The following is a 16,786-nucleotide window of genomic DNA, read 5'->3' as shown; positions in this document are numbered from 1 at the left end:
TAAAACAAGTAAACAAAAAACCCGATACTGAGTAACAGTATCGGGTTTTTTATTACGTAAATTTACTGCTGTTAGGAGTGCATTACACCTTAAAGTTTTCTACCGATATTCTTAGCTCTTCAGCGAGTTTGGCTACTTCTGAGCTTGAAATGTTTGTTTGATTTGCACCCTCAGCAGTTTGCTCGGCTATGGCTACAATAGATTCTAAACGTTCACTAATTTCTTGTGATACTTGTTGTTGCTCTTGAGCTGCGGTAGAGATTTCTTCACTTACATCGTGTGCTTGCGATACGGCAAGTGTAATTGAGTCTAATGCGCTGCTTGCTAAGTCGCTTTGTTCAACACATGACTCTGCTTGCTGTTTACCTTTATCCATTGCTGTTACAGCCGCTTCTGCGCCACTTTGAAGCGATTCAATCATAGATTGTATCTCTTGGGTCGACTCTTGCGTTTTGCTTGCCAGTGAGCGTACTTCATCAGCTACTACCGCAAAACCTCGGCCATATTCACCGGCACGTGCTGCTTCAATTGCAGCGTTAAGTGCTAATAGGTTGGTTTGCTCTGCAATGCCGCGTATTACATCTAAAATACTGCCTATAGATGCGCTGTCTTGATGAAGCTTATTAATAACACCTGATGCATCGTCCACCTCGCGAGCAAGTTGCTCAATAGTGGCTTTATTTTGATGAGAAATACCTTTTACACGTTCAGCTTCTTTATCGGCATTTTTAATTTCGTTAAGTGCCTGCTGTGCGCTGTTGCTTACTGTTTGCGACGTGCTGCTCATTTCGGTTGTGGCTGTTGCCGCTTGCTCTACTTGTGCTTGTTGGTTACGAATAGCTTGGCTTGACTCACCGGTAATGGCCGATGTTTGCTCAGACGCCGCTGCTAATTGAGTTGAGCGTGAAATAATGCCCTTAATTAAGCTACGTAGGCTATCTATAAGGGTGTTACAGCTTTTTGATAGCTCGCCAAATTCATCTTTTGCAGAGTCATCTAAGCGTTGGGTCATATCACCGCTGGCAACAATATCTAAAATCCGATTAACCTCAGCCAGTGGCTTAGTGATTCTATTAACGGTAAGGATCGCAATTGCAATTGCAATTAACGTTGCGATGATCATACCTGCCCATGTCCAGAGCGTCGCTGAATCTACATCCTCGCGAACACCTTCTTGTAATTTGTAAGCCACAGTACTTGCTTGTGTTACTAAATCATCAATTTGCGACAGTGCCATAGTGGTTGCTTGCTCTGATTGGGCAAGTTCTTTTTCGGTAAGTGCGATAGCGTCAATAAGGCGCTGCTTATTGGCCGCTAGGCTATTATTGCCGCTAATATTTTCTATTAGCGTATCAACGTATGCTTGTAAATCACTGTATAGGTCGTTGTTATCTTGTTCTATAGCTGGCTTTATTAACGCTAAAGTACGAATAACTTCGTCAAGGTAATAAGCTTGCTCATTTTTTACGATATCTAAGGTGTTTGTCGTTTTAACCGTGAGCATATCGGTACTGTTACTCACCACCGACATAAAGTTGTTTTCTAAGTTATTGGCAGCTTGGTAAGCGCGTGGGTGGTTTTGCTCAAAGTTAGTAATATCTGTGATATCAAGCACGACTGAATTGGCATCTTCAGCTGCAATCTCAATTGTTTCAAGCTGTGCTGTGAGGGTTTTATTAAGTGCCAGTTGTTTATCTTTATCAGCTAATAGGTTTTCGACAGTACCTAAAAAGCTTAAGTAGGTTTTTTCTACTGCTTGGCTTTTTTGACTCAGTGATGCATCGTTTTTTACTACACGTTGAAGGTCGGCGTGCAGTGAGTTGAATTTGTCTTTTTGCTCAAGTACTTTTTGTTTTATAGGGGTGAGCTGTGCGCTTGAGGTGGTATAAAAACTAGCTTGGGCTGCTTTACTCATTAAAATAAATTCAGCTTGTAGTTCTGAGCTTTTATTAAGCGCGGGCAGTGATAACTGGTTTACCTGCTGGGTAGAGCGGTCAATGCTCGCAATTTTTATTAAAGAGTTACCACCAATGATTATGAGTAATAAGGTGATAAAAATAAAACCACACCAAATTCGTTGGCTTACTGTCAGATTCATATGGATTTCCAATTAAAGTACTTCAATCACATCTTATCGGCTTTTTAACCAATAAGTTAAGCAATTAATATCTATTAATTTAAATTTAACATATGTGCTGGGGTTTTACAGTTTATTTAGATAAAAGCGTCGGCTTTTCTACTATTTTTTGCTTAGTTTGCAAATCCATCATCGTTAAAGCACCGCCCCATACGCATCCGGTATCGAGCGCATGTATGTGATTGAGCTGAGTAACCCCTTCAAGAGCGGCCCAATGGCCAAATATAAGGTTGTTTTCTAATGCTTTTATATTAGGGTGAGTAAACCAGGCTGTTAACGTTTTATTATCGTTAATTGCGCCTTTCGCACTAAGCTCTAACGTGTTGTTGCTAGTTAAAAAGCGCATGCGGGTAAAGTAGTTAACAATGTATCTAAACTTATCGAATTCGTTTAAATCGTCATGCCATATAGCGGGGTGGGGCTGATACATTTTTTCAAAAAAGTGCTTAGCATTAGCCGATTCATAACAACGCTGAGCAAACTGTGCGTGTTTAAGTGCGCTTTCTATAGACCAATTAGGGTTAAGCCCTGCATGCGATATAAAGCTGCGGTGCTGCGCTAAATAAATAGCAAGCGGCTGAGTTTGCAAATAGGCGATATAGTGAGGAAGCTTTTTACTATCAAAAATAGCACCGAGTTTATCTTTGGGGTTTATTGGCTTATTAAGATAGTGACAGGCAACCATGTGTAAATCATGATTGCCTAAAGTAACACTCATGCTGTCTTGATGGCGATAAATATAATCTAGGCAGGCTAGGGAGTCCGGCCCACGTGCGACGATATCGCCCACTAAATAAAGGTGATCTTTGCTTGGGTTAAAGTCAACCCGTTTGAGCAAGCGGCTAAACTCTTTAAAGCAGCCTTGTAAATCACCAATTGCGTAATCAGCCATGGCGCTTTTTACTAATGTAAAATGTTAGGGCACGCTAAACGAAATACGCTTATAGGTGCTTCAAACTCAGAGCCAAACTCATTGCGCAGTGTGTAGTGTCCCTGCATGGTGCCAACAGGGGTGTCTAATATTGCGCCACTGGTGTATTTGTAAGTTTCGCCTGGGCCTATAACGGGGGTTTCGCCCACAACGCCTTCGCCCTCTACTTCAACTTCTTTACCATTGGCATCGGTGATCAACCAATAACGGCTTAAAAGTGTAGCGCTGCAAAGACTGTGGTTTTTAATTGTCACTGAGTAGGCAAAAACGTACTTTTCTAGCTCAGGCTGAGATTGCCCTTCAACATAAAAAGTCTCTACAGAGACTTTTACAGGAGAGCCAATATTACTGCTTGTTGTCATAAATCCAATTAGCTATATCAATAAATTGTTGTAACGTTAGGCTTTCAGCACGCAAAGTAATATCAATACCAATGCTGGTAAGCTCATCTGCGGTGAGTAAGTTGCCTAAGCTGTTACGCAATGTTTTACGGCGTTGATTAAAGGCTTCTAAACACACGGTGTTTAAAATTTTCACGCTTTTAGCGGTACGTTGATCGGCTTTTTTAGGGATCAGACGAATAACCGCAGAGTCTACTTTAGGTGCTGGTTTAAAACACTCTGGCGGTACTTCAACCACGGGCATTGCGTGGCAGTAGTATTGCGTCATCACACTTAAACGGCCAAAGGTTTTGCTGCCTGGGCCTGCAACCATACGTTTTACTACTTCTTTTTGCAGCATAAAGTGCATGTGCTCAATATGATCAGCAAACTCAAAAAGATGGAACAGTAATGGCGTAGAAATATTGTAAGGCAGGTTACCAAACACTTTTAATTTTTTGTCATCGCGTACAAGGCTTGCAAAGTCAAACTTCATTGCATCGCCTTGGTTTACGTTTAATTTAGGACCTAAAAAAGGGTGCTCAATTAAACGCTGAGCTAAGTCTTTATCTAGCTCAACAACAGTAAGTTGGCCGCTTAAATCGGCAACAGGCTCGGTAATTGCGCCTAAACCTGGGCCAATCTCTACTAGGTTGTCTTGTGGTTTAGGATCGATTGCAGTCACTATTTTATCAATGATAGATTCATCAAATAAAAAGTTTTGCCCAAAACGTTTACGGGCGCGGTGTCCTAAATGTACTTTATCGGTCATTGATTCTGTGCTTTTTCATGGGCGAGCTTAATTGCTTCGCGGATCGCTAATTCAAAACTGCCAACTTCAGCGTCACCGGTACCTGCTAAATCAAGCGCAGTACCGTGATCAACCGAAGTGCGGATAAATGGTAAACCTAAGGTTATATTTACCGAGTTACCAAATCCCTTGTATTTTAGCACAGGTAAACCCTGATCGTGATACATAGCAAGCACGGCATCGGCTTGAGAGAGGTATTTATCCTGAAATAGGGTATCGGCAGGAAGCGGACCAATTAAATTCATGCCTTGGCTGTTTAAGAGCTCAAGCGTAGGTGAAATTGTTTCTATTTCTTCAGTGCCTAAATGACCGTCTTCGCCGGCATGGGGGTTTAATCCACACACTAAAATTTTTGGTTGCTCAATACCAAACTTAGTTTGTAAGTCGTGGTTTAAAATACTAATAACTTTGGTTAAGCGCTCTTGTGTAATTGCACGCGATACATAAGCCAGTGGTATATGCGTTGTTACTAGGGCAACACGCAAGCCTTCAGTTGCTAGCATCATTACGACATCAGAGGTGCCCGATTGCTGAGCAAAGTACTCCGTGTGGCCACTAAAGGAAATACCGGCTTTATTAATAATCCCTTTGTGAACAGGGCCCGTGACAACGGCATCAAAGGTACCGTCCATATTTTTTTCGCTGGCAATACGTAAGGTATCAAGCACGTATTGGCCGTTTAAGTCATCTAGTTCACCTAGCTTAACGTCAGTGCCTAAATCTACTTGGTGAATATAAATGCTACCTGCAGGCGCTATAGCTGCAGGGGCATTTTCATCAAAATCAATTAGCTCAATATTAAGGCCCAAGTGTTGAGCGCGTTCTTTTAATAACTGTTTGTCGGCGATAGCGACCAGTTGAGCTTGCCATGGTTGCTGCGCTAATTGCAGCAGCAAGTCAGGTCCAATCCCCGCGGGTTCACCCGGGGTAATTGCAATTCGTAATGTCATAATTACTCGTCTATAGGGAAAATTTCAACATGGGCTTGTTCGCGCATTTCTTGCTGCCAGTTAAAACTTTCTTCTTTAAATTTACGATTAAACAACATGCCGTGCGCACGGTTACGTTTAGCTAGCTCGGTTTTATCTGCTACACGTTTATCTAAAAGTTGTACTATGTGCCAACCAAATTGTGTTCTAAATGGTTCACTAATTTGATTTTTATCAAGTGATAACAAAGTATCTTTAAACGCCGGTACATACGTTGTAGGGTCAGTCCAATCATACTCACCGCCTTTAAGGGCTGAGCCTGGATCTTCTGAGTATTCTTTAGCAAGCTCAGCAAAGTCTGCTTTTCCTGCGCGTAAATCTTTGGCAAATCCTGCTAGCATGCTACGTGCTTTTTCTTCACTTAAAATAATTGAAGGCTTAATAAGAATATGGCGTGAGCGTACTTCTGTGGTTTCTACTAATTGGCGACCACGTACATCTTGCACCTTAATTATATGAAAGCCAGCACCCGAGCGAAGCGGGCCAACAATAGCGCCTTTCTTTTGACCTTTTACAGCTTCGGCAAATAACGAAGGCATTTCGTTGATACCCATATAACCGAGTTGTCCGCCTTCAAGCGCTTTTGAGCCACCTGATGATGAAATAGCGATGCGTTTAAACTCTTGGCCATCGTTTAATAGCTCAATAACTTTGTCAGCACGAGTTTTCGCACTGGTGATTTCATCTGCTGTTGCATCGTTAGGTATATCAATAAGGATGTGGCCAATATCATACTCTTCAGAGTTTTGACCTTGGCTTTCCATTATCTTTAACAGGTTATCTACCTCTTGTTGGCTAATATAGATTCGACGATCTACATTGGCGCGGGTAACCTGTTGGGTGGTGATCTCTTTACGAATTTCTTCGCGGTAGGCTTGAAAGCTCTCGCCAGCGGCTTCAATGGTACGACGAAGATCGGCAATGCTGCCGCCTTGATCTTTTGCCATATTCGCGAGTGTTTGGTCTAACTGGCTGTCTGAAATTTCTAGGCCCATACGTTCAGCCATTTGCATCATAAGCGTTTGGTTAACTAAACGCTCAACGGCTTGTACGCGAAGCGTTTCGTCTTTAGGAAGTTGTTGGCCTTGCTCTGCGGCTTGCTTTTTAACACGATTAATTATGGTGTCTACTTCACTTTTTAAAATTACGCCTTGGTTTACAACACCAATTACTTTGTCGATTTCCTGTGGGGCGGCAAAGGCGCCATGGCATAAGCTTAAGCTTAAAATAGCTGTTGATAATAGTTTTTTTAAATTCATATTCTTTTTACTACTCTTCTAATAGTACTGCTTTAAAACAGGGCGTACTGCATTTTAGGGCTTTAAAGTATCACCTTAATTGCTCGTTTGCCTTAATTATTAAGAAAATACGGTCTACGGTAGCCAAAAATACCTTGTTGTAATAATTTTTGTGCATCGTAACGGCTCTTACTGCCAAGTCCTTTTAATACAAAGTTTAAACTAATACCTGAATCAAAAGTGGCTTGTTGCTGCCCGATAGACTGATTTAAATCGGTTTCAATCTGACGGTGACCAGTAATTTGGATTGCCCAACAGCATGACTCATACTGTAATCCGCTTAAAAATTCGATGCTTCGATTATTTTCAAGGTCCCGGTGGTAGCTTGCAATAAATTGCCACTGATCACTAATTGGGATACTTGTAAATACACCCGTTTGCTCGATTGTATTTCCTGAGACATCATTTGCATAGCGATGGTTCAATTGAACTAGCTCATTATTGTCACCTTTGTAATCGAGGGTGACATTTGACTGGATCATTTGCTTACCATCCGTGTCGTATTGCATACCCGCTGAGAGGTACCAACGGCGGTGCCAATGTAGCATTGTTTGCGCTGCAAAAAGGGCGTTGTAGTTTGTCTCTGAGTCTAAATCTTGCTCGGTAGGTTTAGCCGAGTCGTTTAGGTAAAAAATTTGACCCGCGCTAAAGTTAAACACTTCTTCGTGTTTATTATCAAATAAGCGTGTTGTTGCACCTAACGTAAATTGGTTAGCTGCTGCTATACGGTCTACACCCGAAAAGCGCGTATCTCTAAATAGGCCAAAAAAGTCATCCTGTAGGCGAGTGGTGTCAAATAGGCCTATCTCAGATTGATCCTTATTAGGGGTATATAAATACTGTATTTGTGGCTCAAGAGTTTGAATGCCATCCTCAAAAAAAGTCGAGGTGTCACGTTCAAAGTTAAGCTGCGAGTACAAACGTACTTTTGGCAAGGTACGCGAAACGCTATCGCTATATTGAGTGCCTGTTAAATTACCACTTTGCTTGTAGTTAGTTTGTAATAAGCTCACTTCTGAGAGAAACGACCACGCATGTGTTGCGTAGTTAAAGCGCGCTTTTGGCTCTACGTGTACACGGGTAGCACTGTCTATGGCAATTTCTGAAGATTCGTTGGTAAAGTGGCTTACTTCACCCGACAAACTAAAGTCAAAGTTATCAAAACGCCATGGGGCGGTTTGTGTAAAGCTAATTTGTGGAACCGCGGCATACGACTCTAAGTGATCGCCCAGTACTTCAAAGTTTTGAAATTTAATATCGGTACGCCATGTGTCGCCAAGGTGAGTCACAGAGCCGGTACGATAAAGTTGGGTATCGGTTTTATTTGCGTAATTAGAGCTTAAATCGGTGATGTAGTTGTCATCACTGACGTTAGTTACATCAATATTAGCGCGCCAGTCTTCACTTAAATAGCTTTGTTGCTGCCAATGAAACATATAGCGCTCATCAAGGCTTGGCTCCGAATCATCGCTATCTAAATATTCAATACCGACTAAGCCTTCATGTTGCTCCGTGAGGTATCTAAACTCGGTTTGCAATTGTAAGCCTTTGCGCGACATATAACGTGGTGTAATAGTGGCGTCAAAATTAGGCGCAATATTCCAATAATAAGGCGTAACAGTTTCAAGGCCGTAACGGTCGGAGCTCGAAATGCTTGGTGTTAATAAGCCCGACTTGCGTCGCTCATCCAGCGGAAACGTGAAATAAGGTAAATATAAAACGGGGGTATCAAGAATACGTAAAACGGCGTTATAGGTTTCGCCCCAGCCTTCTTCACGAGAGAGGTTAATTTCGTCGGCTTCTATTTCCCACACGGGTGTATCGCTTGGGCAAGTAGTAAAGCTTGCATTCATTAACAATAAGCCAGACTCGTTGACAGTGAGTTTTTCGGCGCCACCTTTACCTTGTTGCGCTGTTAAGCTGTAATCGGCACCTAGTAGGCTTATTTCTGAATTATTTAAATCGGCATTTAAACCTGAGCTGTTTACTTGGCTTACACGGTCTTGATAAGTAATTGGGCCTGTTGCATTAAGTAAACCGCGCTGTTTATCTATAAGCGCAGTTTGTGCGGACAAACTCATATCAAGGGTGTTAATATCAACATTGCCGGTAAATTCAGCGCTTTGTGTGCCTAGGAGCTCTACATCGTCAGCTTGTATATCAACCGATCCTACCGCTAAATTTGGTAGAGGTTGCCAAGCTCTGGTTTGCATTGAAATGCCACATAAATTGTGTGCCAGTTCAGTTTCGGCAAGCGATGGTGCGCTAATTACGCCTAGCATCAATATGCCCCAGGTTTTGCTCATTTATCGACCTTAATGCTCTTTGGTTTATTATAAGCTAGACATAATAAAGGAAAACAATGGCAAATACAGTAATTGACCTATAAAAATAGACATCTTATATAATGACACGCTTTGATAATTTACAACTATTTATAAATACGCACTTTGATGCTAAACCACACCCCTTAGTAGCCATTACTGGGGATGCCAGCTTTCGCCGTTATTACCGTTTAAGCTGTGCCGGAAAAGCGTTTATTGTGATGGACTCCGACCCACAAAAAGTAAATAACGCTCCGTATATCTCTCTTAATAAAGTATTCACCGACAACGGCTTTTTATTGCCTGAAATAATTGCAAGCGATGAAGAACAGGGCTTTTTTGTGTTAAGTGACTTAGGAAATACACACTTAGCCGATAAGCTCGATGAGCCAAATAGAGATGAATATTACAAGCAATTAATCCGTTTAGCGGCAAGCTGGGCCAAAACACCTGAATCAGCAGCTATGCAAAATTATAATAAAGAATTTATTCACCTTGAGCTGAATATTTTTAGCCAATGGCTGGTTACTGATTTTATTGGCTTAACATTAAATACTGAGCAACAAACGCTTTGGCAGCAAAGCTGTGAGCTATTAACGAACGCTATGCTAGCGCAGCCTAAGGTGACGGTTCATCGTGATTATCACAGCCGTAATATTATGTATAGCAATGAGCAGTGGGCAATTATAGATTACCAAGATGCCGTGCGCGGGCCGCTGTGCTATGACTTAGTGTCGCTGCTACGTGATTGCTACTTTAAGTTGCCACAAGCACAGCTTAATCAGCTGCTTGAGTACGGCTATGAAGAATTTACAGCGCAAAAATTAATAACAGATACTTCTTTTGAGCAGTTTAAACAGTGGTTTGATTTAACGGGTATTCAGCGCCATTTAAAGGCAGCGGGAATATTTTGCCGGCTCTATTTACGCGATGGTAAAACCGGTTACCTTGATAATATTTTACCGACGTTGGATTACATTGTTGATGTTGCTAAAACCTATCCAGAGCTTGCAGCGTTAAGTGAGTGGGTAAGTAGCATTGTAATACCGCAGGCAACACTAAAATTAGCTAAGGAGTGCACATGAAAGCCATGATTTTAGCTGCCGGGCGCGGCCAGCGAATGATGCCGCTTACACAAGCTATGCCTAAACCTATGCTAAAAGTGGCGGGTAAACCGCTGATTGAGCACCATATTAATAACCTTAAAACCGCTGGCATTACTAACATTGTTATAAACCTAGCTTGGCAAGGGGATAAAATAAAAAGCTATTTTAAAAATGGCGCTGAGTTTGGTGTGCGCATTGAATATAGCCAAGAGGCTGAGGGCGGCCTTGAAACCGCTGGCGGAATTATTCAGGCGCTGCCATTACTAGGTGAGCAATTTATTGTAATTAATGGCGATGTATTCACAGATTACGATGTAAGTGCGCTTACACAGTTGCACCTGCAAGACGGCGAGGCTCACATAGTGTTAGTAGAAAACCCATCTCATAACGAAAAAGGGGATTTTGCGTTAAGTCACTTATCGGCTGAGAGTCAAAAGTATACATTTTCGGGAATTAGCCGTTACCACGCTAATTTTTTTAAAGGTTTAGAGCCTGGCATACGCCCGCTTGGGCCAATATTGCGAGAAAAGCTCGCCCAACAGGTTATCTCAACTGAGCTTTATATTGGTCAGTGGGACGATATCGGCACACCACAGCGACTCGCGCAGCTCAACGAGCGCATACAAAACACACTTTAATAGAGGCAGTTAATTAGATGTGGGGAAAAATACTCGGTTTTTGTTTTGGCTTTATGTTTGGCAAAATTTTTGGTGCCATTTTAGGTTTATACCTCGGCCATTTATTTGATAAAAGCTTAAAAAACGATTTTGATAAAGCCGGGGGCTTTTCAGGTTTGTTTAAAGGTGATGATGTAAACGAGCGCCAAGCGTTGTTTTTTTCGAGCTGCTTTGCGGTTATGGGGCATATTGCAAAGTCGAACGGTCGCGTAAGCGAGGTGCATATAAAAGCGGCAAGTATGTTTATGGATGAAATGGGGCTAAAGGGCGATGAGCGCCGCGAAGCTCAGTATGCATTTCAATCAGGTAAAGACAGCGACTTTTCGATTAAAGAAACAGTACACGACTTTAAAGAACGCTTTGCAAAACGTTACGACTTACTGCAACTGTTTTTAGAAATTCAAATTCAAATGGCGTTTTCTGATGGCGTGCTCGCAGAGCAAGAAAAACAGCTGTTACAAGAGGTAAGTAAGCAATTAGGTATTTCTAAAACTCATTTTGCTTTTATTCTTAAGCGTTACCAAGCTGAATTTAGTTTTAGACAGCAGCAACAACAGTATAGACAACAGCAGCAAGGTCAAAGTAGCAGTTACCGTGAAGGCTCTGGTCATCATGTGCCCCCTAATAACAGCATGAACCGCTCACAGGCCTTGGCTTTATTAGGGTTAAGTAGTGACGCGACGCAACGAGATATTAAAGTAGCGTATCGTAAATTAATGGCGCAGCATCACCCTGATAAATTAGTATCTCAAGGGCTGCCTAAACACATGATGGAAGTAGCAGTTAAAAAAAGCCAAGATATTCAAGCGGCTTACGAGTATTTAAAAAAGGCGGCGTAAAAAACCGTCTATCACTTTAGTTAACCGTGCATGCTGCTCTGGCGCATCGCGCAGGCCAAAGAGTTGGCGCTGGCGGTAATCAAATTTAGCATTTCGATTTACCCAGCGCTGGCGGTTTTTAAGGCTCATAAGTATATCGGTATTGTCATTTGCATAGTAAATATCAAGCAAGGCGGGGGCCACCAGCGATGTGGTTTGCGCTAAACCTTTATTGCGCTGTGTATTAGGTAAATAACTACTTAAGCTTATAAACGCATCTATTCGCGAGTCAGGAAAATCGGCATAGTATTCTAGCAATACTCCCGCACTGGTACCTTGTGCTATGACGACCATATTATTTGGCTCACTCATCGCGTTTTGATAGAGCGCCTCATAACGCATTATTAAATTAGTTTTATAATGACTTAGTACCTCATTACTCACCAAATCAATGGCATTAACAAAGTGTGGCTCTTGAGCCGTTGTAACAGCACCGTCGCTGTTACTTTGCGCCGTTTTTGTTGGATCTTCATTTTGCGCTTGCGTACTTAATTGGGCAGCTGCTTGTGCTGCCATATCACTTGCTTGCCAATCTATATCGGGTACTGTCATGGCGTAGGTTGTGTAACCTAAATTAGTAAGCTCTTTTCGCAAATAACTCATGCCAGCATTGCTAGTGGGGGTAGAATTCCAATCAGGGATGAGTAATACAATACCTCTAAAATCGCGGCTCATGTATTCGCTATACAAACTTAAAAACTCTGTATCGCCAGCAAGTATGGGTTTAACTTCATCATTGGGTAGTAGACGCTTTATATCGCTATTTTCGATACTTGATAAAGAAGGTGGGGCTATATGCTCTGCAGCACTGGCATATGCGCTTGAGCATAACGCAGAGCAACAACATACACTTTGTAGCGTTTTTTTGATTAGCTGCGCAGATATCATAGTAAGCCCAAAACGTGAGTAATAACTAAGTATCGGCGCGATAAGGTAAAAGTTTAGTACTAACTTTGCGGGCTTTACCTATTAAAAGTCGGGCTCTACCTCAAAGGTCAGTACTTGCTCGGTCACGGGGTGTTTTAGTTGCAACATTTGCGCATGTAGTTGTAAACGTGGCGCCGCGGCTAGGGCCTCTTTATGGGCATAAAGTCTATCGCCCAGTATTGGATGGCCAAGGCTTAGCATGTGCACGCGTAATTGGTGCGAGCGCCCCGTAATTGGCGTGAGCTCTACACGTGTTGCGCCGGCTTCTCGTGCAAGTATTTTAAAGTGGGTTAGCGAGGGCTTACCGTTTTCATAATCAACCATTTGCTTAGGGCGATTAGGCCAATCACAAATAAGTGGCAAATCAACCGATCCGGTATCTTGCTCAAGTTGGCCGTAAACACGTGCAATATAGCGTTTTGCAGTTTCACGTTCTTGAAACTGCATACTTAAATGCCTATGAGCTGCCTTATTCATAGCAAGGCAAAGTATGCCCGAGGTTGCCATATCTAGGCGGTGCACTATTTTAGCTGTAGGAAAAACACGGTTAACGCGATTAATTAAGCTATCGGCATGTTTTGGATCTTTACCCGGGACGGTTAAAAGTTCGCTGGGTTTATTAACGATGAGCAAGTCGTCATCTTGGTGCAGTATTGTTAAATACGGACTCATTGGGGGATTGTAATTAACTAACACGGCCGACCTCAGTAATTTTGCAGGGCGCTATTTTAGGGGAGCGAGAGCAAAGGCTCAAGGAAAAGATAAAAGTTTAATTGCGTATTTTTCATGCTGGTGTGAAATTGCACCAGCTTAAAGTTGTAGGAACACATTATGGCAAGGCAAAGTATTTCACTTACTGAACAGAATGATTTATGGCTTCGTAATCACGTTGAAAACGTGGGGGGATTACACAAATAAAAGTGAATTGGTGAATGATTTAATTCGCCGTGCAAGAAGAGCAGAAGCAATAAGCTTGCTAACTCAGAAAAAAGCGGTTTTAGTGATCAATCGGCGTGACGTTTGTGGCTCAGACAGCATCTATTATAGAGTTACAGAAATAGGTATTGAAATAATGGCTACATTAGGTGGCCAAGATACTGATGAGTAATTGTAGAGGTGAATGTAAAAAGCACGGCCTGTAAACCGTGCTTTTGGAAATGTAGTTTAGTTAAATATTGATCTAACTAACGGCTGATAGCTATAAACTAAACGCTCAAAAACCCTTTAGTGTGAAACTACGATTAAGCGTATCGCATCAAGTTTTAACTGGGCTTTTTCGATATGCGTTGTCAGCTCGCTGCGCTGCTTATCGAAGAAGGTAATTTCTTCTTGGCGAATATTAGGGTTAATTTGCTTAAGCGCTTCAAGGCGAGCTTGTTCTTCACCTAAGGTGCTTTGCATTTTTTCAAGTGACGCACTGCGAATAACCTCAAGCTGTTGCTGAGCCATGTCTTTTGCGGTGTTGATCATTGGGTGAACCGCACCTTGTAAAGCACCCGCTAATTTACTTGCAGTTTGACGACCAACGGCTGAAAGCTGTTGGTTAAAGCTATCAAATGCCACGTTTTCGCCGAGGTTATTACTGGCTTTATCAAGTAATATGCGAATAGGCGTTGGCGGTAAAAAGCGACCTACTTGCAGGGCTTTTGGTGCCATAGCTTCGGCTACAAATATTAGCTCAACAAAAAAGGTACCTGGTGGTAATTTTTTGTTTTTAAGCAAAGCTACAGAAGCACTACCAAAGTCATCATCACAAATCATGTCCATCGTGCCTTGCACCATAGGATGATCCCAGCTAATAAAATGTACGTCTTCTTGAGAAAGGGCGGTATCGCGGTCAAATGTAACCGTCATGCCATCTTCTTTTAAGCTAGGGAACGATGCACTTAGCATATGCTCTGTTGGCTTTAAAATAATGGTGTTTTCGCCTTTGTCTTCTTGGCTTACTCCAAATGTGTCGAATACGTTGATCATGTAACTTGGTAACTCAAATTGGTTATCAAGTGCTTCAATTTCTTCAACCAATGAATCGGCAGCGCCTTGGCCAGATGAATGCAGCTCTAATAAACGGTCACGGCCACTTTCCATTTGTTTGCGTAGCACGTCATTTTGCTTGGCTACTTGCTCAAGTAGAGGGTCGAGCTCTTCTTCATCACAATTATGGGCAGCAATGTAATCAAGTAGGTCTTCACTAAATTCTTTATACAATAGCTGGCCAGTGGTTGATGTGCTTTCAAATGCATCAAGGCCTTCGTTGTACCAACGCAGTAATACTTCTTGCGCTGTATTTTCAAAATACGGCACATGAATATTAACATCTTTTGTTTGCCCAATACGGTCTAATCGGCCGATACGTTGTTCAAGTAAGTCAGGGTTTAGTGGTAAATCAAATAACACTAAGTGATGCGAGAACTGGAAGTTACGTCCTTCTGAGCCAATCTCTGAACACAACAGTATTTGTGCATTGTCGTATTCATCGGCAAAAAAGGCGGCTGCGCGGTCACGCTCTATAATCGACATGCCCTCGTGGAACACAGATGCTTTTATTGCTTCACGCTCACGCAAAATTTGCTCAAGGCTAATAGCGGTTTCGGCTTTGGCACAAATAAGCAGTACTTTTTCGTGCTTTAGGGTTTTAAGTGTTTCGATTAACCAATCTACACGTGGATCAAATGCGCCCCAGCTGGCACTTTCACCTTCAAACTCTTGAAAGATTTTTTCTGGAAACAGAGCGCGTTGTGCGCTTAGCTCTGCACTTTGTATACCGCTCATGCTGCCAAGTACTGACATTGCTGTTTTATATTGCTTTGGCAGTGCCATTGGGTAAGCATGTAATTTACGGCTAGGGTAGCCATCAATTCCGCTGCGGCTGTTTCTAAACAAAATACGACCTGTGCCGTGGCGATCAAGCAGCATGTTAAGTATTTCTTTACGCGCAGGTAAATCACCTTGCTGAGCTTTTTCAAGCACATCAGTAATATCGGTTTCTTTTAATAACTCAATGAGTGTGGCTTTGGCTGTATCATCCAGGGCTTGTGCTTGCAGTAGCTGATTTGCCGCTTCGGCAACGTCTTTGTAATTAGCTTCTTCTTCTTTGAATACGTCGTAGTCGTAAAATCTATCTGGGTCGAGCAATTGCAAGCGTGCAAAGTGGCTACGGTGACCAAGTTGATCAGGCGTTGCTGTTAATAGAATAAGACCCGGAATATCTTGGCTAAGCTCGGCCATGCGTTGATATTCGGTGCTCGGCTTACCATTGTTAATGCTTAGGTGGTGCGCTTCATCAACAACTAATAAATCCCAATCAGCAAGTGTTGCTTGTTCAAACCAGCGTTTTTTCTTGGTTAAAAACTCAAGGCTGGTAAGCACTAGCTGCTCGGTATCAAATACGTTTGGCGAGTCTGCAAAGGCTTCGTCGCAGCGCTCTTCATCAAAAATAGAAAAACGTAAATTAAAGCGGCGTAGCATTTCTACTAACCATTGGTGCTGCAGGTTTTCTGGCACCACAATAAGTACACGGCTAGCACGGCCACTAATGATTTGTTGGTGTAATATCATGCCGGCTTCAATGGTTTTACCAAGGCCTACTTCATCTGAGAGCAGTACCCGTGGGGCAAAACGTTTACCTACTTCTTGTGCAATATAAAGCTGATGCGGAATAAGGTTAGCGCGCTGGCCAATTAAGCCTTTAATAGGCGATTGCTGGCGCTCAAATTGGTGTTGCCATGTTTGGTAACGTAAGGTGTAGCGATCAAAGCGATCTACTTGGCCTGCAAATAAACGATCTTGCGGTTTATTAAACTTAATAAAATGATCTAAAAAGGTTTCTTTTAGCTTTGCTTCTTCGCCGGTATCAACGCGAGTACCTACGTAGCAAAGTAGTTCACCTTGCACTTCAATAGACTCTACTTCTAATTCCCATTCTTCAACGCTTTTGATCACATCACCTGGATTAAATGCCACACGGGTAACCGGTGCTTCTGCACTAGAATAAACACGGTTTTCACCACTGGCAGGAAATAAAATGCTGACCTGGCGGCCTTCAATGGCAACTACGGTGCCTAATCCTAAATCTGACTCTGTATCACTGATCCAACGCTGACCTAAGGAAAAATTCATGTATGTCTCGTCTATGAAGAAAAAGGCGGCTATGTTACCTGTTACATAACACCACTGCAAGGCGCTATTTGACTCACTTTTAATTAATTTTATAAGTGCGAATTAATCCCATTAACAGTGCTAACAAATGGCTCTTTTTTAGGTAAATAAAAACTATGTCGTGTTTGTAATAAAACGGACTTTTATGACAAATAGACTAAACTTAGATT

Annotated in this window: 14 protein-coding genes; 4 read left to right on the top strand and 10 right to left on the bottom strand. The window is 42.2% G+C overall.

The window, feature by feature from the left end:
• Positions 1-82 precede the first annotated feature (82 nt).
• From NQT65_RS12845 to lptD, 7 genes are all read right to left on the bottom strand, one after another.
• Positions 83-2,098: a methyl-accepting chemotaxis protein gene (locus tag NQT65_RS12845; protein WP_126005891.1), complete on the bottom strand. Its 2,016-nt coding sequence runs from the start codon at positions 2,096-2,098 to the stop codon at positions 83-85.
• Between the two features lie 112 nt (positions 2,099-2,210).
• Complete coding sequence (locus NQT65_RS12840) at positions 2,211-3,029, bottom strand: symmetrical bis(5'-nucleosyl)-tetraphosphatase (protein ID WP_256851322.1); 819 nt, start codon at positions 3,027-3,029, stop codon at positions 2,211-2,213.
• Between the two features lie 11 nt (positions 3,030-3,040).
• Positions 3,041-3,430, bottom strand: a complete 390-nt coding sequence (apaG, locus tag NQT65_RS12835) for a Co2+/Mg2+ efflux facilitator ApaG/CorD (protein ID WP_004585855.1) — start codon at positions 3,428-3,430, stop codon at positions 3,041-3,043.
• Positions 3,414-4,220: a 16S rRNA (adenine(1518)-N(6)/adenine(1519)-N(6))-dimethyltransferase RsmA gene (gene rsmA, locus NQT65_RS12830; RefSeq protein WP_256851321.1), complete on the bottom strand. Its 807-nt coding sequence runs from the start codon at positions 4,218-4,220 to the stop codon at positions 3,414-3,416. Before rsmA ends, apaG begins: the two co-directional genes overlap by 17 nt.
• A complete protein-coding gene (pdxA, locus tag NQT65_RS12825; RefSeq protein WP_024031517.1) occupies positions 4,217-5,209 on the bottom strand; it encodes a 4-hydroxythreonine-4-phosphate dehydrogenase PdxA in 993 nt (330 codons plus the stop codon). The genes rsmA and pdxA overlap by 4 nt, the downstream gene beginning before the upstream one ends.
• A 2-nt stretch (positions 5,210-5,211) precedes the next feature.
• The gene (gene surA, locus NQT65_RS12820; RefSeq protein ID WP_004585858.1) at positions 5,212-6,507 is read right to left on the bottom strand and encodes a peptidylprolyl isomerase SurA; all 1,296 of its coding nucleotides are present in this window, start codon (positions 6,505-6,507) and stop codon (positions 5,212-5,214) included.
• Positions 6,508-6,599: 92 nt separating this feature from the next.
• Positions 6,600-8,852 carry an LPS assembly protein LptD gene (gene lptD / locus NQT65_RS12815; protein WP_138577966.1) on the bottom strand — a complete coding sequence of 751 codons (2,253 nt, stop codon included), beginning with the start codon at positions 8,850-8,852 and terminating at the stop codon, positions 6,600-6,602.
• Between the two features lie 101 nt (positions 8,853-8,953).
• On the opposite strand from lptD, the gene NQT65_RS12810 reads away from it, so the two are divergent.
• The 3 genes from NQT65_RS12810 to djlA are packed head-to-tail and all read left to right on the top strand — an operon-like array spanning position 8,954 to position 11,492.
• A complete protein-coding gene (locus NQT65_RS12810) occupies positions 8,954-9,955 on the top strand; it encodes an aminoglycoside phosphotransferase family protein (RefSeq protein ID WP_256851320.1) in 1,002 nt (333 codons plus the stop codon).
• The gene (gene murU, locus NQT65_RS12805) at positions 9,952-10,614 is read left to right on the top strand and encodes an N-acetylmuramate alpha-1-phosphate uridylyltransferase MurU (protein WP_256851319.1); all 663 of its coding nucleotides are present in this window, start codon (positions 9,952-9,954) and stop codon (positions 10,612-10,614) included. The genes NQT65_RS12810 and murU overlap by 4 nt, the downstream gene beginning before the upstream one ends.
• 17 nt (positions 10,615-10,631) lie before the next feature.
• Complete coding sequence (djlA, locus tag NQT65_RS12800) at positions 10,632-11,492, top strand: co-chaperone DjlA (RefSeq protein WP_256851318.1); 861 nt, start codon at positions 10,632-10,634, stop codon at positions 11,490-11,492.
• Here djlA and NQT65_RS12795 read toward each other — a convergent pair.
• A complete protein-coding gene (locus NQT65_RS12795; RefSeq protein ID WP_256851317.1) occupies positions 11,475-12,419 on the bottom strand; it encodes a DUF3530 family protein in 945 nt (314 codons plus the stop codon). The two genes, djlA and NQT65_RS12795, sit on opposite strands and share 18 nt — an antisense overlap.
• A gap of 81 nt (positions 12,420-12,500) precedes the next feature.
• The gene (rluA, locus tag NQT65_RS12790; RefSeq protein WP_024031523.1) at positions 12,501-13,154 is read right to left on the bottom strand and encodes a bifunctional tRNA pseudouridine(32) synthase/23S rRNA pseudouridine(746) synthase RluA; all 654 of its coding nucleotides are present in this window, start codon (positions 13,152-13,154) and stop codon (positions 12,501-12,503) included.
• 232 nt (positions 13,155-13,386) lie between these two features.
• On the opposite strand from rluA, the gene NQT65_RS12785 reads away from it, so the two are divergent.
• Complete coding sequence (locus NQT65_RS12785) at positions 13,387-13,566, top strand: hypothetical protein (RefSeq protein ID WP_256851316.1); 180 nt, start codon at positions 13,387-13,389, stop codon at positions 13,564-13,566.
• 116 nt (positions 13,567-13,682) lie between these two features.
• Here NQT65_RS12785 and rapA read toward each other — a convergent pair whose 3' ends face one another.
• On the bottom strand, positions 13,683-16,577 hold the full coding sequence (gene rapA / locus NQT65_RS12780) for an RNA polymerase-associated protein RapA (RefSeq protein ID WP_256851315.1): 2,895 nt from the start codon (positions 16,575-16,577) through the stop codon (positions 13,683-13,685).
• Positions 16,578-16,786: the final 209 nt, after the last annotated feature.

Origin of the sequence: Pseudoalteromonas agarivorans (genome assembly GCF_024518735.1) — a bacterium.
GTDB lineage: Bacteria > Pseudomonadota > Gammaproteobacteria > Enterobacterales > Alteromonadaceae > Pseudoalteromonas > Pseudoalteromonas atlantica.
The sequence above is the reverse complement of the archived record's forward strand: the minus strand, read 5'-3'. Positions and strand labels throughout refer to the sequence as shown.